This window comes from Agrobacterium sp. LEGMi-208b (assembly GCF_059511785.1).
Map to the genome: position 1 here is coordinate 1,912,143 of NZ_CM183446.1, position 23,301 is coordinate 1,935,443.

The following is a 23,301-nucleotide window of genomic DNA, read 5'->3' on the forward strand; positions in this document are numbered from 1 at the left end:
TGACCTCGGTATTTTGCTGCGCCGGCGCATGCGGCGCGTAATCTTGGAAATTTGGGACGCCCTTTAGAGCGTCCCTTTCGATTTGTGCTGCGTGTCAGGCGCTGATGGCGACGGGTGACGTCAGCAGGTCGCGCAGGCGCTTCTTGTCGATCTTGCCGACGGCGGTGAGCGGCATGGCCTCGATGAAACGCACCCGGTCCGGCAGCTTGTAATCCGCGACGCCGAGACCGGCGAGGTGCTGGCGGATGGCCGGCGCCTTGAGGGACGGGTTGCGGGAAACGACGAAGACGCAGCTCTTTTCGCCGAGAAGCTCGTCCTGCATCGCCACCAGCGCCGCATGGGTGACGTCCGGATGCCGCAGGATGAGGTTTTCCACCTCTTCCGAAGCGACCTTTTCGCCGCCGCGGTTGATCTGGTCCTTCACCCGGCCGACGACGCGGAGATAACCTTCCGGCGTGCGCTGCACCACGTCGCCGGAATAGTAAAAGCCATCCTTGTCGAAGACCCGGGCGCTGTGTTCGGGCGCGCGGTAATATCCCCGGAACGTATAGGGGCCACGGGTCGCCAGCATGCCGGCTTCGCCCTCGGGCACGTCGTTGCCGTCCTCGTCGACGATGCGGATTTCGTCGTCGGGGCTGATCGGCCTCCCTTGCGTGGTGAAGACCAGATGGTCGGGGTCACCGAAGCGGGTGTAGTTCACCAGGCCCTCTGCCATGCCGAACACCTGCTGCAGGCCGCAGCCAAGCACTTCCGGCACCTGGCGGGCCAGCGCTTCGGCAAAGCTTGCGCCGCCGACCTGCAGGAGCTTGAGGGATTTCAGCCTTTCACGATGCGCAGGGGCCACCTGCAGCCACAGCGCCACCGCCGGCGGCACCAGCGGCACGATATCGACGCCGTGTTTTTCGATCAGATCGAAGCAGGCCAGCGGCTCCGGATTGGCAGCCATGACCACCGCGCCGCCGGCGTGGAACACGCCAAGCGCACCCGGCGAACTCATCGGGTAATTATGTGCCACCGGAATGGCACAGAGGAAACGGGTTTCAGGTGAGAGTTCGCAAATCTCCGCGCTGGCCCGGGCGCTGTAATCATAGTCGTTATGCGTCCGGGGGATCAGTTTCGGCGTTCCGGTGCTGCCGCCGGAAAGCTGGAACAGCGCCACTTCATCGGCGGCGGAGGGGGCGTAAGCCGGTGGATTTTCAGCCGGGGCGGCCAGCCGTTGCTCCAGGCTGCGCTGCGGATCGGTTTCGCCGAGCAGCAGCGTCACGGCAAGCCCTGGAGAGGCCGCCTTCAGCGCGTCGACAAATGCGTCATCGGCGAAAAGCTCGTGGCTGCGCGAGGCAATCACCAGCTTCGGCGCGATCTGCTCCGCATAGGAGGTCATTTCCAGCCGGCGATGGCTGAAAAGCGCATTGACGGGGGCGGCGCCGATTTTGATGAGCGCGAAAAAGACGAGATAGAACTCGGCTATATTCGGCAATTGCACCAGCGCCGTGTCACCCCTGCCGATGCCCGCGGCGGAGAGATGTCCGGCCAGATTGGAGGATTGCCGGTCGAGATCGGCATAGGTGAAACGACGGTCGCCGCAGATCAGCGCTGTGGCGTCCGGCCGGCGCTGCACCTGTTCGGTGAGAATGCCGCTCAGCGGCCGGTCGATCCAGTAGCCGCGTTCGCGGTATCGGCGAACGAAATCCTCGGGCCAGCGTTGGAATTCGATTGTCATGGTTTGTCCCTGGAAAATTAGGCCGCAAGACCGCAGGCGTTCAGCATGGTCTTGAGCTTGGTCTGCACCTCGGCCCATTCGGATTCGGGCTCCGAGGCCTCCACGATGCCGGCACCGGCGAAGAGCCGCACGGTTTCCCGCTGCACGGTGCCGCAACGGATGGTCACCACCCATTCGCCATTGCCTTCAGAATCCGTCCAGCCGACCATGCCGGTGAAGAGGCCGCGCTCGAAAGGCTCGACGAAGCGGATGAGGCGATGGGCGCGCTCGGTGGGGAAACCGCAGACGGCGGGCGTCGGGTGCAGCAGGCAGGCAAGCTGCAGTGCGTTGGTCTCGGGATCGGCGAGGCGGCCTTCGATGCGGGTCGAAAGATGCCAGAGTGCCGCCGTGTTGATGAGGGAGGGTTTTTCGGGAACATCGAGTTCCGCGCAGACCGGCGAAAGCAGCGAGCGGATATCCTCGATGACGAGGCTATGCTCGTAATGGTCCTTTTCCGAAACCGAGAGACGATCCGCATTGGCCTTGTCCGCCGCCGGGTCGATCATGCGTTTTGCCGATCCCGCCAGCGGGTTCGAGATGATTTTCTCGCCCTGCTTGCGAATCAGCAGTTCCGGGCTGACGCCGATCAGGTCGCCGCCATCGGGCAGCGGAATGCGGAACTGGTAACCTTCGCGGTTCTGTTTGGCCAGACTCGCCAGCAATCTTTCGACATTGACCTCGGAGGCGAAAGTCAGTTCACGCATGACCGAAAGCACCGCCTTGCGGACCTCGGAATGGCGGAAATTGACGATGGCATGTTCGACGGCGTGCTTGAAACCGCTCTCGTCCGGCACGCTGTTCTGGCCGACAAGGGCGGGCATGGCCGAATCGGCGACGATCGGCTCGGCATCTTTGGAATTCCATTCATAGTTGTATGGAATATACAGGCATGACGGTTCGCTGACATCGAAGGGGATAGCGCCGATGGCGATGGGGTTCTCCTGTCCGTCCCGGCGCGCACGCTCGAAGGCACCGGCCAACGCCTGCTGCAGCGGGCTGGCAATGCCTTCGCCGCCACGGGCGGGAATCGCGATCTTTTCGCGAATGCCCTTGGCGCGCAATTGCCCGCTGCCGGAAGTAAACAGAAATTCTCTATTGAATTCAGTAATTTCGTCGGATTCGACGTCATTCGTCCTGAGTGCTCCCGTTTTCATGGGATGCCTCCTGTGCGAGTGGTTGACGATGGCTTATACTTGAGTATGCTAATCATGTTTTGTCAACCGGTTCAAATTCACATGCTAAATTTAACCCCCATGCAGGTGGCCTATTGGGTCGGCCGCGAGGCGGATGGAATACTCGGGAAAGTTACGCCCCATCTCTACCTCGAATTCGACGGGCAGGCGGTGGATGCGGAAAAACTGGCCGTTGCCGTCGAAAGGCTCGGCGGGCGTCACCCCATGCTGAGCCTCAGGATCGATGCGGAAGGCCATCAGTCCGTCGATCCTGCCGGCCGGCCGCTCCGCCTTGATGTGGAGGACATGATCGCGCTTCACTCGGAGGCGCTTGTGCGCCGGCTTGAGGCGAAACGCGAGGAATGGAGCCATCGCCGCGCCGATCTTCGGGTTGCTGCGCCGGCGGCGATCTCGCTCAGCCTGTTGCCGGGAGAGCGTTGCCGCCTGCATGTGGATACCGATATGCTGGCCATCGATCCGGCCAGCGTGCGGATCGTGATGGAAGACCTTGCCCGCTTTTACGAGACGGCGTCAGGCGCAGACGAAACCCGGACTTTCGAACCGGTAACGCCGTCCTTTTTCGACTGGGCGGAGCGCCTCGCATCCGATCCTGACTTGAGGGGCCGGCGCGAGAGGGACCGGTTGTGGTGGCGGCAACGGCTTGCCGATGTTCCGGACGCTCCGCCGCTGCCGTTTCTGCCCGATGACCCGTCGCGTGCCGTTCACACGGACCGGCTCGCCACGACGCTTTCGGCGGCCGAACGCGGCAGTCTGGAGCAGACGGCGCGGCGTTTTTCCGTGACGACATCGACCCTTCTGCTTGGCGTTTTCGCAGTGGCGCTGTCGCGGGCGGCCGGGGCGGAAAAATTCCGGCTTTCCGTGCCGGGTTTCTGGCGCGCGCCGCTGGTGCAAGGGGTCGATGAGGTCGTCGGCGAGTTTTCCAACGTGCTCGTGCTCGGCGTCGACATCAGGCCTGAAGAAAGCCTCGAAGCGCTGCTCGGCCGGCTGTTCGGCGAAATGACCGGGCTTCTCGCACACCAGTCCTATCCGGGCGTCAGCGTCATGCGCGATCTCTCCCGCCAGCGCGGTGGTTTGCAGACCTCGCCGGTGGTCTTTACCGCCGGGGTCGATCTTGCGGGCGGAGAGCTGTTTTCGGAACGGGTGGGCCGGGCGTTCGGTCCGATGGTCCACACCGTCTCGCAGGGGCCGGGGGTCGCGCTGGATGCGCAGGTGGCGGCGCTGGATGGCGGGTTGCTGATCAACTGGGATGTGCGGCTCGATGCGCTGCCGGAAAGCTGGCTGCGCGCTTTGTTCGAAAATTACGTCGTCCTTCTCCGCCGGCTCGCCGAAACGCCCGATCTCGCTTGCGAAAGCGTGGAGCGATTTGTCGCACGGCAGTCGGAAGCGACGGCCAAGGCAAAAGGAAAACCCATGGAACGTCCTCTTTCACCGCTGCAACAGGCCTATCTGCTCGGGCGCGGCACCCACCTGCCGCTCAGCGGCGTGGCGATGCAGGAGTTCCGCGAATATCGCGGCAATATCGACCCGGAACTGCTGCAGTCGCGCCTTGCCGCAATGGTCGCGAGACATGAAAGCCTGCGCACCCGCATCGACGAGCGGCGTCTGGTGCAGATGGTCTCCGACGAGCCGAAGATCAATCTCGATCTCGTCGATCTTTCGGCCCTGTCTTTTCCGGAAGCCGAGGCAAGAATCGATGCAGTGCGACGGGATTTCTCCCATGCGCATTTCGATCTCGCGGCCTCCCCATGGCAGGTCACGGTGTTTGTTATGCCGGATGCCGGGGCGACGGAGCATAAGGTCGTGGTTTTCCTGCGTTTCGACGCGCTTATCCTTGACGGGCGGGCCATTGCCAGCCTCGCGGCGGAACTCTTCGATGGCGTCCTGCCGCCAGAAACCGCGGCTGCGACCGGAGCGCCGAAGGAGGATATCTCGGCGGCCCGTGCCGGGGATGCCGCCTATTGGGCTGAAAAGTTGAAAGATGCCGAAGTGCCCTCGCACCTGCCCTGGAAAGCGCCGCTCGAAACCATTCCCACGTCCCGTTACAGCCGCCAGAGCCTGACTGTCGAAAAACAGCGTTTCACCGCCTTTTCGCGGATCGGCGCGAAAGAGCGGCTGTTCAAGAATTCGGCGCTGACGGCGGTGATCCTCGATGTGCTCTCGCATTGGCTCAATGAAGGCGCGCTCGTCGTCGGCATTCCCGTCGCGCCGCAGGTGGAAGGGGCTTTCGCCAACCGCTCGAGCTTCATCGCCATCCAATGGGATGCGGCGAGGAACAGCTTTGCGGAGCGGGCGGCGGGCCTCCAGAGAGATGTGCTGGAAGGGCTGAACCATCTCGCCTTTTCGGGTATCGATCTCAATCGTGTCCTTCTCAATGCCAATCCGGGCGGGCTCGCCTTGCCCGTCGTGATCACCAATGGTCTGACCTGGCCGACGCTTTCACCCGAATCGACGATGCGATGGACCGGCGGACTGACCCAGACGCCGCAGGTCGCGCTGGATTTCCGCTTTTCGCAGAACCCGCAGGGCGATCTCGTCCTCGATATCGATTATGCCGAGCAGGCGATCGATGCGGCCATGGTGGCGGATATTCTCGAAGCCATCGAGCGCGCGGTTGGCGGGATCGTGGAGAGCGGCGCCTTCTCCTTCAACGCCCGCGATATTGTCGACCTGTCTCACTACCGGCTGAACGGCGACGAACGAGGCTTTGTCTGCCCGCCATTTCTGGAGCGGATCGCCGCTCATCTTTTCGAGGGCGACCCGTCGAGGACAGCGCTGGTCAGCGGCAGACGGCGCGTCGCCTATGGCGAACTTGGAGAGATGGTGGCAGGGGCGATGGCGGGCCTCAAGGCGCGTGGCGTTGGCCGGGGCGATGTCGTGGCCGTGTGCCTGCCGCGCAGTCCGGAACATACGGCCATCACGCTTGCTGCAGCACTTATGGGTGCCGTCTGGGTGCAGGTCGATTCCGGCTCGCCGGAGGATCGCCTGCGCTATTTGCTGACCAATTGCCGCCCGGCCGTCATCGTCGCCCGCAGCGTTCCCAAGGATTTCGATGCTGTCGATCCGGCGGCGCTTCTGTCCGCGCCGGCTGGCCCACCCGTTACCATGGCGGAGGTAGCGGCGCTCTCCCGAAGCGAGGAGCCCGCTTATTATCTCTATACGTCAGGCACGACAGGCAAACCGAAATGCGTCGTGCTTTCCAACCGCGCCACGGCCAATGTCATCGGCAGCACGCTTGCGGAATGGGCGGTGACGGATGCCGACGTGTTCATGTCGGTCACGCCGCTGCACCACGACATGTCCGTCTTCGATGTTTTCGGTGCGCTTGTCGCCGGCGCGACCCTGGTGCTGCCGGAACCAGGAGAGGAAAAGGATGCGGTGCGCTGGAACGAGCTGGTGGCCGAACATGGCGTCACGCTGTGGTGCTCGGTGCCGGCCATCCTCGAAATGCTTCTCTCCTGCCGCCGTGGCGACCAGCTCTCGTCGCTTCGGCTTGTCGCGCAGGGTGGCGATTACATCAAACCTGTCATCATCGAAGAGCTGCGCAGGCTGAAGCCCGACCTGCGGCTGATATCGCTCGGCGGGCCGACGGAAACGACGATCTGGAGCATCTGGCACGAGATCGTTGCGGAAGATGTCGCGGCCGTGCCCTATGGTCACCCGCTGCCCGCCAATCGTTATTTCGTCCTCAACGATCAGGGCGAGCATTGCCCGGCCGGCGTGGTTGGCCGCATCCATACGGCCGGCGTGAATGTGGCGATCGGCTATCTCGAAGATGGCGCGATTACCCAGACGGATTTCGTGACGGTTGCCGATCCGGAAGGAAAGCCGGTGCGCGCCTTCCGCACTGGAGATCGTGGCCGTTATCGGCCGGATGGCAAGATCATGTTTGCCAGCCGCGTCAATGGCTATGTCAAGGTGCGCGGCGTGCGCGTTTCGCTGCCGGATGTGGAAAACGAGCTTATCCGCCATCCTTCCATCCAGCGGGTTCTGGTGGTGGATTATGGTGTCGAGCAAAAGGGCGAGGCGGCCATCGGCGTGCTTTATGTCGTTGCACCGGGCCTTGAACTCTCGACCGCCGATCTGCGCAATTTTGCCCGCGGCCATCTGCCGGAATCGCATGTGCCCGGCCGGTTCCTCAAGGTCGACGATCTGCCGCTTTCGGCCAATGGCAAGCCGGATCGGCGTCGCGCCCGCGAATTGCTGACCGAGGGGACCGGTGGCGCGGAACCGGCAAAAATCTCCGCCCCTGCGGCCCCCGCCGTCGATCAGGGCGACCGCCGGGTGCTGGAGATCTATCTCGGCGTGCTGGGTAAAAAACCGGCGAATGTCGATGCGAACAGCGACCTCCTGGCGCTCGGTCTTCTGCCGTCGCATCTGAAAACCGTTTCGGCGGAAATCCGCACGGCCTTCGGCGTGGAACTCACACCGCAGCAGCTTCTGCGATGCCGCAACGCCAGACAGGTAACCTCGCTTTTGGCCGCCCGGGCGGCGTGAACGCAATCATTTCGGGCGGGATTTCGCGCCCGATAACGGAAATAGTTCAAGGAAAAACAGATGGCGCATATCGATCCTGCCGGCGGCTGGCTTCCACTGACGCAGCCGCAACTCGATTTCTGGGAGGAGTTTTCCTTCCATCCCGATGAGCCGGTTTCCACCGTCGCCCATTACATCGATCTTTCCGGTGCGGTGAATGAAAGCGCGCTCCTTCAGGCGATCAAGCGCACCGTGCGCGAATCCGAAGTCCTGTCGATCCGTTTCCGTATCGGCGACGATGGCGAGACGCCGCAACAATGCTGCGATCCAAGCCATGCCCCGGTGGTGGAGCTTGTCGATCTCCGCCGCAGTTCCGCTCCCCTGGAGGAGGCGCTGCGGCGCATGAACGCGGATGTGGAAGCGAGGCTCGATCTTAGAACCGACAGGCTCTCGGCGCAGCTGCTCTACCGTATCGCCGATGATCGTTACCTCTGGTACATCCGCGCCCATCATATCGTCGTGGATGGCTATGGGCTGACGCTGGTCGAGCAGCGCTGCGGCCAGCTTTACGGGCACTATTGCGGCAAGGGCGAAGCGGGTCCGGATTTCCACCCCTTCGGCGATTTCCTTGCCGAAGAGGATGCTTATAAGCAGAGCCGGCGTTTCGAAAAGGACCGCGATTTCTGGGCGGCCTATCTCGCCGCACCCGCCGAACTGCCGGTGCTGGACAAGGATTGCGAGGATTATGGCGGCGGCGGCCTGCATGCGGATGCGGCCTTGCCGCCGGGTTTCAGCACGCGGTTGCAGCAGGTGGCGGGCGCATTGGAGATCGGCTGGCCGGACCTTCTGGTGCTGCTCTCCGGTCTTTATCTCCATCGTGTCCTGCCGCGGCCGGATCGCGATGTGCTGACCCTGTGGCTGCCTTTCATGAGCCGCTGGGGCAGCGTCGGCGCGCATATGCCGGCCATGCTCGTCAATATCCTGCCCTTCCATCTCACCATCGAGCCGGGCGAGAGCCTCGGTGCCTTTCTGACGCGCAACGCCGCCAATCTGCGAAAGCAGCGCCTGCATGGCCGCTACCGCATCGAGCAGATCGCCGCCGACCGGGAAATCCCGAAGGGACGGCGCTTCTTCTTCTCGCCGCTCATCAATGTCCTGCCCTTCAGCGCGCCGGTCTTTGCCGGGCTTGAGGTTATCAGGCACATCCTTGCCAATGGCCCCGGCGACGGCTTCAACCTCACCTTCCGTGGCGAGGATGACGGCAGTGAGCTGAACCTGCATATCGATGCGGATTCGGCGCTGACGCAAGCGGAGGATTTCGCCCGCTACCGCGAGGAACTACCATTGTTCCTCGATGCCATGCTCCGCGAGGAGGCGCTGACGCTTGCGGCGGCTGAGGCGTCCACGGCATTCCGTCTGGCGGTTTGAGGGGAAGGCCGACACCGCTTCCCTATACTCCACGTCATCCTCGGCCTTGTGCCGAGGATCTAACCACGTCCAATAAGTCGAGGCGTTGCAGATGCTCGGGACAGGCCCGAGCATGACGGAGCAGGGCTTTCAGGATTTTGCCAACAAATTGAACCCGGCTCCGCCAACGCGAAGCCGGGTTTTCCTTGCCCAGGTCCAACTCAGGCGAGTGTCGTCAGCACGCGGCTCGAAGCGCCGGCTTCCGCAAAGCGGCTGAAGACGCCGCTCGTCGTGTTGCGCAGCCGCTCGACATCCTCAGGGCCGTAGCGATCCGCACGGTAGCTCATCAGCACACGAATGGAACGCTCGCCGCCGATCATCTCCTCCATCACCTCGAATTGCAGTCCCAGCATGGATTCATGCTTGTCGGGGTCGATCTGGCGGAACTCCACCGGCTTGCCATCCGGCCCGGCAAGGGTGCCATTGAGCTTGTTCTTGGCGTGGATCTGGATGAAGACCTCGAACAGATGGTCGCGGCCGGGCGTCATGCCCAGCGCTTCCTCGACGAGATCGATCGGGATTTCGCTATGTTCCAGCGAGCCGTTGATGGTGTTCTTCACCGAGGAAATGAGCTCTCCGACGGTCATGGTCTCGCCGAAACGCACGCGATGGGCGACGACAGTAGTGAAATAACCGATCGTATCGAAATAACCGCTATCGGTGCGGCCCGAAGCCGAGGTGCCGACAACGAGATCGCTCAACCCGCCGAGATGGCGCAGGGACGCGGCAATGGCGGCGTATACTACGTTGAACAGCGAGGCGCTGTTCTGCTTGGCAATAGCGTAAAGCCCGTCACTGACATGTTTTTCCAGCTTGAATTCGATCCAGCCGCCTGCCGGTGCTTCGTCCTGCGAGGCCTCGTGCGGCGTGCCATCCTGTCCGTTGAGGGTAAGGCCTTTCGGCGCGTCCCGCAGCATGTCGGTCCAATAGGCAAGGTGGGCGGCATTGACGCCTGAGGCGACCTGTTTTCTCGCAAATTCATGGAAGGGCGCCGGTTTCGTCGCAAAGACCGGGGCCTTGCCCGTCGCCCTTGCCCGATAGGCCTCGGTCAGCTCGTCCATCATCAGGTTCACCGACCATTCGTCCAGCACGATGTGATGGAAGAGGAAGGAAAGCACCTGGCGGCCGGTCTGCGCATCCCGCAGGAAGCGAAGCCGCATAGGCAGTTCATGCGCAAGATCGAACCGCCAGCCGGCTTCCGCGTGCCGGTCCACTCCTTCGCTTTCTTCGCTGGTCCAGAACCATTTGTAACCGGGCAGATCATGCATCGGCACGATCTTCTGCAGAACCCTATCGTTTTCGATGTAGAAATGGGTGCGCAGGCCGGGATGGCGTTCGATAATGTCGAGGAAGGCGCATTCGAAGGCATTCTCATCGACGGGATCGAGGAAATCGAGCGCGAAGGGAATGTTGAAGATTTCGCCGAAACCGAAGGCGGCATAGGCCTTCCAGAGCGACATCTGCGCCAGCGACAGCGGCGCGGTGAGCGAGCCTGTTGCCGTCGCCTCCGCTTGCGCGGGTGCGGCGGTTTCGAGCCGGGTCGCCTGTTTTGCGAGCGCGGCGGCGGTCGGATAGCTGAACAGGTCGTTGAAGCGCAGCTCGATGCCGTGATTGGCGAGAAGGCGCCCGATGATGCGTGTCGCAATCAGCGAATGGCCGCCGAAATCGAAGAAATCGTCATCCGGCCCCATGTCGGGCGAGACGAGCGCTTCGCGGAATTCGGCAAGGATCGTTGCAACGGTGTCGTCGTCGTTCTGACCGGAAGCAGCCGGCGAAAGGGCTGCCTGCACGGGCGCTGCCGCGACGTTTTGAGGGGCGATGCCGGAAAAGTCCGTGCCGCCTTCAAGATGGCTGACGAAACGTTCCAGCAGGAAGGCCGTCGCATGCGGCGATGTCTCCCTGCCGCCCGTCAATTCGAGGCGGATATCGCCGGCGGCTGTCGGGCCGGCGGCAAGCGTCAGGCCGAGACCGGATTGCAGGGAGGGCAGGGGCAGGTGCTCGAACTGCAGGCCATGCTCCGATATGGCCTGAACGGGTGTCGCAAGCGCCTGCAGCGTGAAGGTGGCCGTTCCGCCTTCATTGTCGTTTTGCTGTTCCAGTCCCGCCAGCACGGCTTTTTCAGCCTGTTCGGGGGATTGGCCGCGCGAAACCGATACTTTTGCCGCAGCCTCCGCTGAAATCGGCATTGCAGCGCCGGGCAGCAGGCGCAGGGTCACTGTTTCGGGACCACCATTCGTTGCCAGGAAAAGGGCAAAGCGCGCGCCGGCGCGGGCCAGAAGCGCATTTGCCGCCGTGGAGCTGTTGAGGCCGAGCAGGGTGGCGGGAAGATCGACGCCGTGGCTATGGCTCGCGGGCCTGTCGACCCCGTTTTGCCGCAGCGCCACGACGGTCGAGCCGGAGGCCGGACGTTGCAGCCAGTGGAGCGGAAGCGGGTCGACGTTGTCACTTTCGGCCGCGCGCGGCGAAAGCGGCTTCGGCTCCTCCCCGGCGTAGGCGGCGGAAATGCCGTCCAGCAGGATTTGCGGCGAGAGGACTTCGCCAAGCAGGCCGTGGACCAGAAATGCCAGCAGGATTTCGCCTTCGCTCAAAAGCACGACGGCCTGAAACGGCGGATCGGTCTCGGCATCGAAGGGCCTTGCCTGAAGGTCGTGCAGCAAAGTCACCGCCTCGCCTGCCGATGGAACATGCAGCAGTTGCACGATGGATGCGGACGGGGCTTCGATGTTCTTGGCAAGCGTGCCATCTTCGCCGAAGGCAAAACGTGCGCGAAGCTCGGGCCAGACTTCGCAAACCGTCTTCAGTGCCGCGGTCAGACGCAGCAGATCGCACTCTTCACCGATGCGATAGGCGAGAAGGCCTCGGAAGACCTGATCGGGGTCCTGAAACTGTTCGAACCAGACCCGTTCTTCGTATTGGCTCGGCGGGGCTGCACCCCCCTTGTCGAAGGTTTCTTCGATGCGACGTGCGAGCATACGCGTATTGTCTGCTGCCATGGTCCTCTCCTTGGAAATATTCGGGAATCGCGCTCCGGCGCGAAAAGTGCTGTTTTGCGGGATCAATGTTCCGCGCGCGACCGTTCGATGAGCGCCTGCCAGGCGGCGAGCGTCGGCTGCCGGGCCAGATCGTCATAATCGAGCCGTGTCCCGGCAAGCTGCGAAAGCGGCGGTATCAGGCGCATGAGGGCAAGCGAATGAAGCCCGCAGCCGAACAGGTTGTCCCCCGGTTCGATATCGCGCATCTCATCGTCCAGAACCCTGGCGAGAAGGGCCCTGAGTTCCGTCATCATCGTTTCCGCCTCCAGCATGACACGCGCCGCGATTGCCGGTTCATTCATCGAAATGATCGTGAACGCCACTGGCGCCGCGCCGCCAGTAACCGGAAGCGCGCGTCCATTTGGGATTGGCGCCGAATTCTTCGACCAGAAGGGCGCGAACCTCCTTCGCGGCTTTCGATTCGCAGGCGACCCAGCTGAAGAAATCGCCTTTCGGCAGTTCGAGCTTGCGCAGCGCGCCCGCCAGCGCGTCGTGGTCGGTTCCGTTTTCCGTCTTCTGTGTCACCCAGACGATAGACGCATCCGCCTTCGTTGTAAGCTCCAGGCGGTCCGCATCCGTCTCGACCTCGATCAACGCCACGACGCGGGTGCCCTCGGGCATTTCCTCCAGCCGCCGTGCCAGCGCGGGAAGGCCGGTATCGTCGGCGATCAGCAGGTGCCAGTCATAGGTGAAGGGAACGGTGAAGGAGCCGCGCGGACCGGCGATCCATGCTTTGTCGCCCACCTTGGCGGCTTTCGCCCAGTTGCTGGCGGGGCCGTCGTGATGGGTGGCGAAATCGATGGCGAGTTCGCCCTTTTCGGCGTCGAAGCTGCGCGGCGTGTAGTCACGCGCCAGCGGGCGCGGCGCGCCTTCCGGGAATTCAATGCCGTTCGGACCGATCACCGGCAGGCTCGGTTCGGTTTCACCGGGCTGGGCGAAGAACATCTTGACGTGATCGTCAAAACCGAGGCTCGCAAAGCCCTCCAGTTCCGGCCCGGTCAGGACGATGCGCACCATGGACCGGCTGAGCTTTTCGACGCGCGCGACATTGAGCGCGCGCAGCGTGACGGCATAACGATGGCGTTTGGGAGTGCGGTCCGGAATGGGGGAATCTATCGTTTCTGGCATGCTCATGCTGCTGTCTTTCCTGGGATATCGCCGACGGGTTCGGCGGTCTCGCTGTCCCGGGTCGGCGTGCCGGACCATCGCGCGTTGGGAATCTCATCCGGCGCGATATTCCGGCCTCGTTGCGTCAAGATGCGCGAACCATAACAGGCGGTCTCGGCCCCGGCAATATAACTTTCTCCAAAAACTCAAGTTTATGCCCGGCACTTAAATCGTGCCGGGATTGGTCTGGGAGAACGATGCTCAGCGGCGGCCCGCCCAGCTTTCCACTTCATCCAATGTGTGCAGGGCGCTCGGAATGGAAGGGGTCGTGACCCTGGTGGAATCGAGGAAAACGATCCTGTTCTCGCGTGCCGGTTTCACGAAACGCTCCCAGCCGGGAATGATCTTTTCCAGTGCCGCGCGCGTTCCCGCCTCGCCGCGGGCGGGGCTGGTATAGCTGTTCATCACGACGAGCAGATCGGGGTTGAGCTTGCCGAAAGCATCGGCACTCAGCGGCATCATCAGGGTGGAGCCCATTCCGCCCGAAGAGGCGGCGTTGTCGATTTTCAGGCGGGTATAACCCAGATCCTCCAGTGCCTGCACCGCGCCGGACATGTCGCCCACCGCATTGATCTGGTCGGTCAGCAGGATCGCGAGATAGGTCTTGCCCTTGATATCCTCACCCAGCGTCTTTTTGACGGCGGCGAGCTTCGTATCATAGGTCTTCCGGCGCTCGGCAAAGACATCGCTTCGCCCGACCAGGGCGGCAAGATTCTCCTCGACGGTGAAACCATAGGCATGGCCGGTGCTGACCTTTTGCAGATAGACGGGGGCAACGGTGGAGAGCTGTTCGGCCTTGCCGCCATCCATTTCCGTGGCGACGATGAGGTCCGGTTGCAGCGCCCGCAGCTTTTCGAGGTCGATCTGGCCGACTGCCCCGAAACCCTTCGGTTTCGTGCGGCCTTCACCGAGAACGGTATCGACGAAATCGACGGCGGTGGCGAATTTGCCGTCGCTGTTGCGGCCATAGGCGCCGACCACATTGGCGCCGAGATCCATCAGCGGCACACCGAGCAGCGGCTCGTGCATGACGACGATGCGCTGCGGCTTTTCCGGAACGGAGACGGTGCGGCCGGCGGCGTCGGTGACGCTGCGCTCGGCGGCGAGGCTCGTTCCGGCGGCCAGAAGGGCGGCAATGAGGATGGCAATTCGCATGGCATTCCCTTTATTCGATGTCTTCAGTGACTGTTGGTTCTGCGCAGCGCCTGAAGACGCAGCGTGAGGATGAAAAGCGGCACGCCGATCAGCGTCAGCGCAAGGCCGATCGGCATCGGCGTATCGGCGACAAGCCCGCGCGACAGCGTATCGGCGGTGACGACCAGAATGCCGCCGGTGAGCCCCGACAGGAAAAGCCTGGCGCGGCTGACGGCGGGCGAAACGAAAGTGGCGAGATGCGGGGCGATGACACCGAGAAAGGTCAGCGGGCCAACCGCGGTAACGGAGGAGGCGCTGAGGATCACCGCAAAAACAATGACGAGCGGACGCGAGTGCCTGACCGTTTCCCCCAGTGCCATGGCCATTTCATTTCCGAGATCGAAGACGGCAAGTGCGCGTCCGATGAGGAAAATGCCGGCAAGGCTTGCGGCAAAGAGTGGCGCGAAAACAGTGATGGTCGGCCAGCTTGCCTGAAACAGCGAACCCGCCATCCAGTCGGCCAGCGACAGCGAGGTTTCCGCCGGCGTATAGAGCAGAAGCACCGAGGAGACGGAGGAGAGCGCCGATTCAATTGCAATGCCCATCAGCAATATGGCAAGGCCGCTCGAGCGTTCCCGCCCGACGAGCGCGATGAGAAGAAAGGCGACAGCCAGACCGCCGCCGACCGCCGCAAGCGCCACCAGCGTCTTGGGGGCCGTCGGCACCAGCACCAGAAGCAGCATGATGGTGGTCATCGACCCCTGGCTCAGACCGAACAGGCCGGGATCGGCAAGCGGATTGCGGGCGACGGATTGCAGCATCGCGCCCGCGAGCGCCACGCTCCAGCCGGCCATGAAGCCGAGCAGGATGCGCGGCAGCCGCACCGTCCACAGCGCATAGGCCTGATCGTCGCCGAGATGCCCGCCGGCCAACCCGCGCAGGAGATCGGCGAGGCCCGTTTCGGTATTGCCGAGGCTGACGGACAGGGCGGCGAGCGCCAATGCCAGCACAAGCAGCGCAAGGCCAGCTTTCAGATTGCCGATGCCGATCTGCAGGCCGCCCGGCAGCCTGAGCACGGCTTTGCCGTCAGTGGCGAAATGCCGTTTCATGATAGCCCCCTTGCCGAAGGCGAAAGATAAAAGCGCTTGACGATGACGATGAAGACGAGGCCGCCGAGCAGATCCATGAACAGCCCGGTATTGACCACATAGGGCGCAAACAGGGTTTGCGCGCCAAGATCGGCCAGCACGCAAAGGCCTGCGCCGACAAGCGCGGAAGCCGGCAGGGCGAGCGTGAAATTCACGCCGACCAGCGGCCGGATCATATGCGGCACGATGAGGCCGACGAAACCGATCGGGCCGCAGATCGCCACCGCCGAGCCCGAGGCCAGCATGGTGGCGAAGAGCGCGACCCGGGAGATACGCGTGACGTTCACACCGGCGGAGGCGGCTTTTTCCGCGCCCAGCAGAACGAGCGTCAGCGGCCGTGCGACCGACAACAGGATCACCAGCGCAATGGCGCCGATCCACCAGAAATCGGTGAGCCGTTCGGCATAGACATGGTTGATATTGCCGCCCACCCAGCTCAGGAATTCCGCGCGGCGTGTGGGGTTGGAGAGAAGCAGGGCGTTGGTCACGCCGATCAGCAGCATGGAAACAAGCGCGCCGGAAAGGATGAGCGACAGGCCGCGTGGATCGTTTGCCCGCCCGGCGAGACGCGCGACGACGAAGCAGGCGGCAAAACCGAAGCCTGCACCCGCGAGCGCGGCAAGGCCCTGTATTTCCGGAGAAACATCGAACACCAGCGCGCCGGCGATCACAAAAAGCGTCGCGCCGGCATTCAGCCCAAGCGTGGAGGGCGAGGCGAGGGGATTGCGGACAAGTCCCTGCAGCACGCAGCCGCTGACGGCCGTCGTCGCCCCCACATAGATCGCAATCAGCGAGCGCGGGATTTGCTGATAGAGAAGCACCGACTGTTCATAGCTGTCGGCCTCGCCGCGCCAGAGCGTTGCCACGATTTCGGCAGGCGGCATGTCGCCGGACATGACAAGCAGATTGATGGCGAGGATGGCGGCCAGCAGCAGCGCGGCGGCGAAAATCAGCGTTATTTTCGGGGTCATGCCGGAATGGCCTGTTCCTGCCGCTCCAGCTTGGGCACGCAGATGAGCCGCCCCTGCCGGGAGAATATATCCGCTTCGAGATCGAAGACCTCGGCGACATTTTCGGGCGTGACCGTTTTTTCCACCGGCCCGGATGCCAGAACCCGGCCGGCTTTCAGCATGATGACATCATCGGCGAAAGTGGAGGCGAGGTTGAGATCGTGCAATACGACGATGACCGTCTTGCCATGCCTGTCCGTCAGTTCGCGCACGAGGCCGAGAACGGCATATTGATATTTCATGTCGAGGTGATTGACCGGCTCGTCCATGAGGATGACATCCGTATCCTGCGCCAGCACCATGGCGATGAAGGCGCGCTGGCGCTGCCCGCCGGACAGCGTGTTGACCTGCGCTCTCGCCTTGTCTTCCAGCCCGACGGTCTTCAGCGCCGCGGCAAAAAGCGCCCGGTCGCGGTCGGTCGGGCCGCCTGCAAGACCGTAGCGCGCGTAACCGGCAAGCTCGATCAGCTCACCGAGCGTCATATAGTCAGGGCAATGGCACTCCTGCGGCAGATAGGCGATGCGCCGCGCCAGTTCGCGTCGTCCGATCTCGCCGATCAAACGCTCGCCAAGCCTTATTGCTCCCGATGACAAAGGCAAGAAACCCATGATGGTCTTCAACAGCGTCGACTTGCCGCAGCCATTGGGGCCGACCAGCGCGGTGACGCGGCCATTCCGGAAACGGGCGGAAAGCCCTCGCAAGACGGGAACATGTCCATAGCTGGCGTGAAGGTCCGTGGCGTCAAGCACCGGATACAACTCCTGTTATTCATGCGCCCATGCGTCGAGACGCCGCACGGTCGTTATAAGTATTTGAATTTCAACATCCAACCCGCGGAAAAAGCATTTCTTTCCGGCGAGCGCGACGGGGTGGTCTTGAAGCGACACTAAACTATAGTAAAACTCTCCACAAATCGAAATTTGTCGATTCAACGCGCGGATTTCCTGCCGGTTATTTCAGTCGAGGTGCATCATGTCAGTCGCAGCCAAGCTTCATGTCGGCATGTCGCTGGCCCCAACCTGGCTCAGCGGCGAAGCCTGGCGACGGGCGGACAGCGATATAAACGGGGTGTTTTCCAGCGATTATTTCGTCGATCTGGCGCAGCGCGCGGAAGCCGCCCATGTGGATTTCGTGTTTCGTCCGGATACGCTTTTTCTGCGCACCGAGGGGCTGGAGACCGGCGGCGGATTTGCCAGCATGGACCCGACCATGCTTCTTGCGGCCATTGCGCGGGAAACCAGCCATGTCGGGTTGTTGTCCACCGTTTCGACCACATTTCTGCCGCCCTATGTGGTGGCCCGCCAGATCCAGTCGCTGAACTGGCTGAGCAACGGCAGGGCGGGCTGGAACATCGTCACGGCGCTGGAGGGGCACGAAAATTTCGGCCTGAAAGAGATGCCTTCGCCGCAGGAGCGCTACGAGCGCGCCGCCGAATTCACGCAGGTGGTGAAAGCGCTGTGGGCAAGTTTTCCCCATGAGGCGCTGAAGCTCGACAGGGAAAGCGGGCGGTTCGCCGATTCCTCGCTGGTGCGGCCGGTGGCGCATGAAGGCAGGCATTTCAGCGTCAAAGGCCCGCTCAACCTGCCGGCCCATGCCAGCCGCATTCCGCTGGTGCAGGCGGGCGCCTCTCCCGAGGGGCGTGATTTCGCCTCGTCGGTGGCCGATGCTGTCTTTGCCTCCGCACCTGACATGCAGGCGGCAATCGAACTCAGGGCGGATTTGCGGCGGCGTGCCGAGGGGCATGGCCGTAACCCAGACGGCGTGAAGCTGATGCCGGGTCTCAGCCTCTATCTCGCGGAGACCGGCAGGGAGGCGCTGGAACTCTTCGCGCAGACCCATGCCCGCGCCAATCGCGCCCGCGCCTTTGCCTCCATTCGCGATATGACGGGTGTTGATCTCACGGATTGGCCGCTCACGCGGATCGTTACCGCCTCCGACCTGCCGGCGGCGCCGGAAACACCGAGAAGCCGCACCCATGCCGGCCTGCTGCGCCGGCTGATCGAGCGGGAGACGCTGAGTGTTGAGGAATTATTGCGGCGTCCGGAAGTGATGGGCTCGGGCCATTGGCAGATCATCGGCACCGTAGACGATGCCGTTGAAACCATCCGCGAATGGGCCGCTGCCGGCGCGATCGACGGTTTTGTCGCGGTGCCCGGCGGTTCGGTAGCGTCTATGCGGCTTGTGCTGGAGCGGCTGCTGCCGAAGCTCGCCGATGCCGGGCTGTTCCGCACGGCCTATTCCGGCCGCACCTTTGCGGAGCATCTGGCCGAATAGGCCTATACGCCACCGGATTCGGCCGTCGCCTGTCCGGCGGCTTCGATCAGCCGGGAAAAATGCTGCTCGGTCTCGGCGGTGGCCACGAAGGATACGGTGGTGACGACACAACAGAGTTCGCCCTGTGCGTCGAACACCGGCGCTGCCTTGCCGGTGAGGGCAGAGAACAGATGTTCATTGAGTTCCGCGCCACCCGCTTGGCGGATGGTTTCCAGAATGGCGGCATCGGGACGGGAGCCGCGAAAGGCGGCGGGTTGCAGCCTGCGCACCGCGGCCACCCTGTCCGGCGGCAGGTAAGCCTGAAAAACCAGCCCGCAGGCGCTGTTGTCCAGCGGCAGAACATCGCCCAGCGCCACGGTGCTGATGGAAAAGCTGGCGCTTCTTGCCCACCGCACCACGGTCGGGCCGCGCTCGGTCCAGATCGCCACGCCGCAACTGGCGCCGATCTTGGAGGCGAGCGCATTCATCTGGCGGCCGGCGGTTTCGACCGGATTGATTCGCCGGAGCGCGCTGATGCCGATCCCCAGCGCTGCGGGTCCGAGATCGTAACTGCCGCTGGCGGGATCCTGTATCACCAGTCCTTCCCGCACAAGGCTCTGCATGTAGCGATGCGCGGTGGAGCGGCCGGTGCCGGCGCGTTTGGCCAGCTCGCCCAGCGCGAGCGCCGTATCCGATCTGGCGAGCAGATTGAGGAAACGCGCCGCGATCGACACCGACTGAATGAGGGCAGAGCGTTTTTCACCCTCGTTTTCCGGCAGATTGTCCGCATTGTCATCCATGGCGTTCAAGCCCGCTCCCCCCATTTGTTGAGCATGCCTATCGCATCGGGGCGTGAATCGGAATCGATTTCTGCGGGCTGCGCTGCGCTGTTCCCTTTTGAAACGCCAAGCGATGCGCAGGACGCGGTCCATAAACTTTGTTGTAAATATGGCACATCCCGTTACGGAAGCCTTTTTGTCCGCAATACAGAACGCATTCTCTATTGCGAAACAGATAACGCTTCCGTTACTTGAATATGACTTTAATACTCATGTTTCTTAGGGGTGTGTGATGGGGTTTAGCTCTAGCGGTCGTTTGATGAGCGGGGTCAGCGCTCTGACGCTGGCGACATTGTTTGTGACGCCGGTTCTCGGTCAGGATCAGCAGGCTGATGCGGCGGGCAACACCGTCTTGAAGCCGATCGTCGTGACCGGTGAAAAAGTGGCGCGCGACATGAAGAACACGGCGTCGTCCGTCTCGGTCATATCCGGTGAGACAATCAGGAAAGAAAAGACCGGCGACCCGACCGTATCGGAAGCGATCAAGGATATTCCGAACGTCGTTTATACCGACAATGTCAGCGCCCCGATCATTCGCGGACAGGATACGCAGGGACCGAATACCGGCTCCATCGCCTTCTTCACCGGCACGGTGCCGCGCGCGACGATCAATGTCGACGGCCACTATCTCGGTTATAACGAGTTCATCTATGGCGCGAGCTCCATCTGGGATGTCGAGAGCATCGAGGTGTTCCGCGGTCCGCAGACCACCTCGCAGGGCGCCAACGCCATTGCCGGCGCGATCCTCGTCAACACCAAGGACCCGACCTTTACACCGGAAGCCAGCTATCAGGCGGAAATCGGCAATTATCACCAGAAGCGCGGTTCCTTCGCCTTTTCCGGTCCGCTGATCGAGGATGAGCTGGCGGCACGCATGGCGATCGATTATTCCGGCCGCGATACCTTCATCGACTACATCAACTCCGCATTCGCCCATGAGGGAACGGACCAGAACTTCAAGGAATTCAACGGTCGCTTCAAGCTTCTCTGGGAACCGTCGGAAATTCCCGGTCTTTCGACCAAGCTGACCTACTCCTACAACGCCTCCAACCGGCCGAGCCAGGAAGCGGCGTCGCGCCCCTTCGAGGATCTCAACCACGTCACCACGACGATGCCGAATTTCAGCCAGTACACCAATACCGGCATTCTCGACATCAATTACGATTTCGAAAACGGCGTGAAACTGTTCAACCAGACGCAGTTCTCCTCGTCCATCGCCAAACGCCGGGTTGGCATTGCGAATAATGGCGATGCCGATGTCGACCTGAAGAACACCTCCCACGAGACGCGTGTGACCTTCGGCGATCAGGAAGATGTGCTGAGCGGTGTCGCGGGTATTTATTACGCGCATACCAACGCCGACGAGATTCTTTATCTGCGCGGAACCTCGCGCTTCAACGATACCAAGGACAATCTCGGTCTCTTCAGCGAGCTGAGCTATCGCCTCACCGACCAATGGACCCTGACCGGTGGTCTGCGTTACCAGCAGGACCAGATTCAGCGCGCCGGTTACCGGACGCTGAGCGCCACCAGCAGAAGCTCGGTCAATTATGACGAAACCTTCTCGGAAATCCTGCCCAAGGCGTCGCTCGCCTATGCCATCAATGACGACTGGACGGTGGGTGGTCTGATCAGCCGCGGTTACAATCCCGGCGGCGTCGCATTCGACCTGACGACCAGCAAATGGCGCACCTTCGACAAGGAAACCATCTGGAACTATGAGCTCTTCACCCGCGCCAGCCTGCTGGACGATACGCTGACGGTGAACGGCAACCTGTTCTACATGGACATGAAGAATGCCCAGTTTAACGTACCGGTCGTCGTCTCCACGGGCATCAGCGAATCCTATACCGTCAATGCCGAAGAGGCCCATGCCTATGGTCTGGAAATCGGCGCGGATTATCGGGTTCTCGACAATCTGACGCTGAAGGCCAGCGCCGGCCTGCTGAAGACAAAGATCGACGAGATTTCCAGCAACGCCGCCTATGTCGGCAAGGAATTCGCCAAGTCGCCGGGTTACAGCTTCACCATCGGCGCAAGCTGGGACGTGACGGACAAGTTCACCGTGTCAGGACAGGTGCGCCATCTCGACGGTTATTATTCCGATACGGATAACAAGGCTGTCTATGCGATCGACCCCTATACGATCGCGGATGTGCGGGCGAGCTACAAGTTCCAGGACGAGCTTGAATTCTACGCCTACGTCAAGAACGTCTTCGATGAGCGTGCACCGACACTGATGAAGGAAAACCGCGGCATTGGCGGCATCGAGGCCAGCATGACCGAACCGCGCATGTTCGGCATCGGCGTGCGCGGCACGTTCTGAGCCGTCACCTGAATTGAAAAGCGAAAAGGCCTTCGAAGCGATCTTCGGAGGCCTTTTTGTTTCAAGGGGTATTGCTCCCGATGATACGATTTGAGCTTGGCTCAGAGGGTTGGCTCACATTTGCCGGGGCGTCATGCACTCTCCCTCCGTCTTCCCGCCACGCGGACGCGCGTCGGCTGGATTCCGGCTCAAGGCCGGAATGACGGTGAGAAGAAACGTCGCCGTTTGCTATGATCGACGCCATTCCCGCTCCGTCCACAAGCCTCAGAAAAACGCCTGAATCCCCGTCTGCGCCCGGCCGAGGATCAGTGCGTGAACGTCATGCGTGCCCTCATAGGTGTTGACCGTTTCGAGGTTCTGGGCGTGGCGCATGACGTGATATTCGATCTGGATGCCGTTGCCGCCATGCATGTCGCGGGCCTGTCGGGCGATATCCAGCGCCTTGCCGCAATTGTTGCGTTTGACGATGGAGATCATTTCCGGCGCCATCTTGTGGTCGTCCATCAGCCGGCCGACGCGCAACGATGCCTGAAGGCCAAGCGCGATTTCCGTCTGCATGTCGGCGAGTTTCTTCTGGTAAAGCTGCGTGCCGGCGAGCGGCTTGCCGAACTGCTTGCGGTCGAGGCCATATTGCCGGGCGCGGAACCAACAATCTTCCGCAGCGCCCATGACGCCCCATGAAATGCCGTAGCGGGCGCGATTGAGGCAGCCGAACGGGCCTTTGAGCCCGGAAACATTCGGCAACAACGCATCTTCGCCGACTTCCACGCCATCCATGACGATTTCGCCTGTAATGGAGGCGCGCAGCGAAAGCTTGCCACCGATCTTGGGGGCGGAAAGGCCCTTCATGCCCTTTTCCAGCACGAAGCCGCGGATCTCATTGCCATGCGCTTCCGATTTCGCCCAGACGACGAAAACATCGGCGATCGGCGCGTTGGAAATCCACATTTTCGAACCGCGCAGGCGATAACCGCCTTCTATCTTTTCCGCGCGGGTCTTCATGCCGCCGGGGTCGGAGCCGGCATCCGGCTCGGTGAGGCCGAAACAGCCGATCAGCTCGCCGGAAACGAGGCCGGGCAGGTATTTCTTCTTCTGCTCGTCCGAGCCGTAAGCGAAGATCGGGTGAATGACGAGCGAGGATTGTACGCTCATCATCGAGCGGTAACCGCTATCGATCCGCTCTACCTCGCGGGCGACGAGACCATAGGCGACATAACTGGCATTGGCCGCGCCATATTCCTCCGGCAGGGTGACGCCGAGCAGGCCGGTGCGGCCCATCAGGCGGAAGAGTTCCGGCTCCGTGGTTTCGGAAAGATAGGCTTCCTGAATACGCGGCAGCAGTTCGGATTTGCCGAAGGCCTCGGCGCTGTCGCGGATCATCCGCTCGTCATCGGTCAGTTGGTCTTCCAGCAGAAAAGGATCCTGCCAATTGAATGCTGCGCGTTCGCTCACGTTATGCCTCCGGATTTGCTGGCCGGATTATTCGTATTCGGGCCGAAT

At 62.2% G+C, this 23,301-nt stretch carries 15 protein-coding genes; 4 read left to right on the forward strand and 11 right to left on the reverse strand.

The window, feature by feature from the left end; all coding sequences use genetic code 11:
- Positions 1-94 precede the first annotated feature (94 nt).
- Complete coding sequence (locus AC5YUO_RS23320; protein WP_496155423.1) at positions 95-1,720, reverse strand: (2,3-dihydroxybenzoyl)adenylate synthase; 1,626 nt, start codon at positions 1,718-1,720, stop codon at positions 95-97.
- Positions 1,721-1,737: 17 nt separating this feature from the next.
- Complete coding sequence (locus AC5YUO_RS23325) at positions 1,738-2,913, reverse strand: isochorismate synthase (protein WP_496155424.1); 1,176 nt, start codon at positions 2,911-2,913, stop codon at positions 1,738-1,740.
- Positions 2,914-2,994: 81 nt separating this feature from the next.
- On the opposite strand from AC5YUO_RS23325, the gene AC5YUO_RS23330 reads away from it, so the two are divergent.
- Both AC5YUO_RS23330 and AC5YUO_RS23335 read left to right on the forward strand, forming a co-directional pair.
- A complete protein-coding gene (locus AC5YUO_RS23330; RefSeq protein WP_496155425.1) occupies positions 2,995-7,446 on the forward strand; it encodes an amino acid adenylation domain-containing protein in 4,452 nt (1,483 codons plus the stop codon).
- A gap of 60 nt (positions 7,447-7,506) precedes the next feature.
- On the forward strand, positions 7,507-8,853 hold the full coding sequence (locus AC5YUO_RS23335) for a condensation domain-containing protein (RefSeq protein ID WP_496155426.1): 1,347 nt from the start codon (positions 7,507-7,509) through the stop codon (positions 8,851-8,853).
- A 200-nt stretch (positions 8,854-9,053) separates the two neighbouring features.
- On the opposite strand, the gene AC5YUO_RS23340 is transcribed toward AC5YUO_RS23335, so the two are convergent.
- The 7 genes from AC5YUO_RS23340 to AC5YUO_RS23370 form a co-directional block, all read right to left on the reverse strand.
- Positions 9,054-11,885: a condensation domain-containing protein gene (locus AC5YUO_RS23340; protein ID WP_496155427.1), complete on the reverse strand. Its 2,832-nt coding sequence runs from the start codon at positions 11,883-11,885 to the stop codon at positions 9,054-9,056.
- Positions 11,886-11,947: 62 nt separating this feature from the next.
- A complete protein-coding gene (locus tag AC5YUO_RS23345) occupies positions 11,948-12,226 on the reverse strand; it encodes a phosphopantetheine-binding protein (protein ID WP_496155428.1) in 279 nt (92 codons plus the stop codon).
- Positions 12,219-13,058 (reverse strand): siderophore-interacting protein, encoded by an 840-nt coding sequence (locus AC5YUO_RS23350; RefSeq protein WP_496155429.1) that lies wholly within the window; start codon positions 13,056-13,058, stop codon positions 12,219-12,221. The genes AC5YUO_RS23345 and AC5YUO_RS23350 overlap by 8 nt, the downstream gene beginning before the upstream one ends.
- A 234-nt stretch (positions 13,059-13,292) precedes the next feature.
- Positions 13,293-14,246 carry an ABC transporter substrate-binding protein gene (locus tag AC5YUO_RS23355; protein ID WP_400814126.1) on the reverse strand — a complete coding sequence of 318 codons (954 nt, stop codon included), beginning with the start codon at positions 14,244-14,246 and terminating at the stop codon, positions 13,293-13,295.
- 23 nt (positions 14,247-14,269) lie between these two features.
- Positions 14,270-15,334: a FecCD family ABC transporter permease gene (locus AC5YUO_RS23360; RefSeq protein WP_496155430.1), complete on the reverse strand. Its 1,065-nt coding sequence runs from the start codon at positions 15,332-15,334 to the stop codon at positions 14,270-14,272.
- Positions 15,331-16,344, reverse strand: a complete 1,014-nt coding sequence (locus AC5YUO_RS23365; protein WP_496155431.1) for a FecCD family ABC transporter permease — start codon at positions 16,342-16,344, stop codon at positions 15,331-15,333. The genes AC5YUO_RS23360 and AC5YUO_RS23365 overlap by 4 nt, the downstream gene beginning before the upstream one ends.
- Complete coding sequence (locus AC5YUO_RS23370) at positions 16,341-17,141, reverse strand: ABC transporter ATP-binding protein (RefSeq protein ID WP_496155432.1); 801 nt, start codon at positions 17,139-17,141, stop codon at positions 16,341-16,343. The genes AC5YUO_RS23365 and AC5YUO_RS23370 overlap by 4 nt, the downstream gene beginning before the upstream one ends.
- Positions 17,142-17,355: 214 nt before the next feature.
- On the opposite strand from AC5YUO_RS23370, the gene AC5YUO_RS23375 reads away from it, so the two are divergent.
- Positions 17,356-18,657: an NtaA/DmoA family FMN-dependent monooxygenase gene (locus tag AC5YUO_RS23375; RefSeq protein ID WP_496155433.1), complete on the forward strand. Its 1,302-nt coding sequence runs from the start codon at positions 17,356-17,358 to the stop codon at positions 18,655-18,657.
- 2 nt (positions 18,658-18,659) lie between these two features.
- Here the strand turns inward: AC5YUO_RS23375 and AC5YUO_RS23380 are convergent, their stop codons facing one another.
- Positions 18,660-19,436, reverse strand: a complete 777-nt coding sequence (locus tag AC5YUO_RS23380; RefSeq protein WP_496156552.1) for an IclR family transcriptional regulator — start codon at positions 19,434-19,436, stop codon at positions 18,660-18,662.
- Between the two features lie 298 nt (positions 19,437-19,734).
- On the opposite strand from AC5YUO_RS23380, the gene AC5YUO_RS23385 reads away from it, so the two are divergent.
- Positions 19,735-21,801 carry a TonB-dependent receptor gene (locus tag AC5YUO_RS23385; protein ID WP_496155434.1) on the forward strand — a complete coding sequence of 689 codons (2,067 nt, stop codon included), beginning with the start codon at positions 19,735-19,737 and terminating at the stop codon, positions 21,799-21,801.
- A 264-nt stretch (positions 21,802-22,065) separates the two neighbouring features.
- Here the strand turns inward: AC5YUO_RS23385 and AC5YUO_RS23390 are convergent, their stop codons facing one another.
- Positions 22,066-23,253: an acyl-CoA dehydrogenase gene (locus AC5YUO_RS23390; protein ID WP_496155435.1), complete on the reverse strand. Its 1,188-nt coding sequence runs from the start codon at positions 23,251-23,253 to the stop codon at positions 22,066-22,068.
- Positions 23,254-23,301 lie beyond the last annotated feature (48 nt).

Excerpts from the sequence above, each read along its gene's own strand:
- AC5YUO_RS23320 (WP_496155423.1), bottom strand. The coding sequence starts at position 1,720 with ATGACAATCGAATTCCAACGCTGGCCCGAGGATTTCGTTCGCCGATAC.
- AC5YUO_RS23325 (WP_496155424.1), bottom strand. The coding sequence starts at position 2,913 with ATGAAAACGGGAGCACTCAGGACGAATGACGTCGAATCCGACGAAATT.
- AC5YUO_RS23330 (WP_496155425.1), top strand. The coding sequence starts at position 2,995 with ATGCTAAATTTAACCCCCATGCAGGTGGCCTATTGGGTCGGCCGCGAG.
- AC5YUO_RS23335 (WP_496155426.1), top strand. The coding sequence starts at position 7,507 with ATGGCGCATATCGATCCTGCCGGCGGCTGGCTTCCACTGACGCAGCCG.
- AC5YUO_RS23340 (WP_496155427.1), bottom strand. The coding sequence starts at position 11,885 with ATGGCAGCAGACAATACGCGTATGCTCGCACGTCGCATCGAAGAAACC.
- AC5YUO_RS23345 (WP_496155428.1), bottom strand. The coding sequence starts at position 12,226 with ATGAATGAACCGGCAATCGCGGCGCGTGTCATGCTGGAGGCGGAAACG.
- AC5YUO_RS23350 (WP_496155429.1), bottom strand. The coding sequence starts at position 13,058 with ATGAGCATGCCAGAAACGATAGATTCCCCCATTCCGGACCGCACTCCC.
- AC5YUO_RS23355 (WP_400814126.1), bottom strand. The coding sequence starts at position 14,246 with ATGCGAATTGCCATCCTCATTGCCGCCCTTCTGGCCGCCGGAACGAGC.
- AC5YUO_RS23360 (WP_496155430.1), bottom strand. The coding sequence starts at position 15,334 with ATGAAACGGCATTTCGCCACTGACGGCAAAGCCGTGCTCAGGCTGCCG.
- AC5YUO_RS23365 (WP_496155431.1), bottom strand. The coding sequence starts at position 16,344 with ATGACCCCGAAAATAACGCTGATTTTCGCCGCCGCGCTGCTGCTGGCC.
- AC5YUO_RS23375 (WP_496155433.1), top strand. The coding sequence starts at position 17,356 with ATGTCAGTCGCAGCCAAGCTTCATGTCGGCATGTCGCTGGCCCCAACC.
- AC5YUO_RS23380 (WP_496156552.1), bottom strand. The coding sequence starts at position 19,436 with ATGGATGACAATGCGGACAATCTGCCGGAAAACGAGGGTGAAAAACGC.
- AC5YUO_RS23385 (WP_496155434.1), top strand. The coding sequence starts at position 19,735 with ATGAGCGGGGTCAGCGCTCTGACGCTGGCGACATTGTTTGTGACGCCG.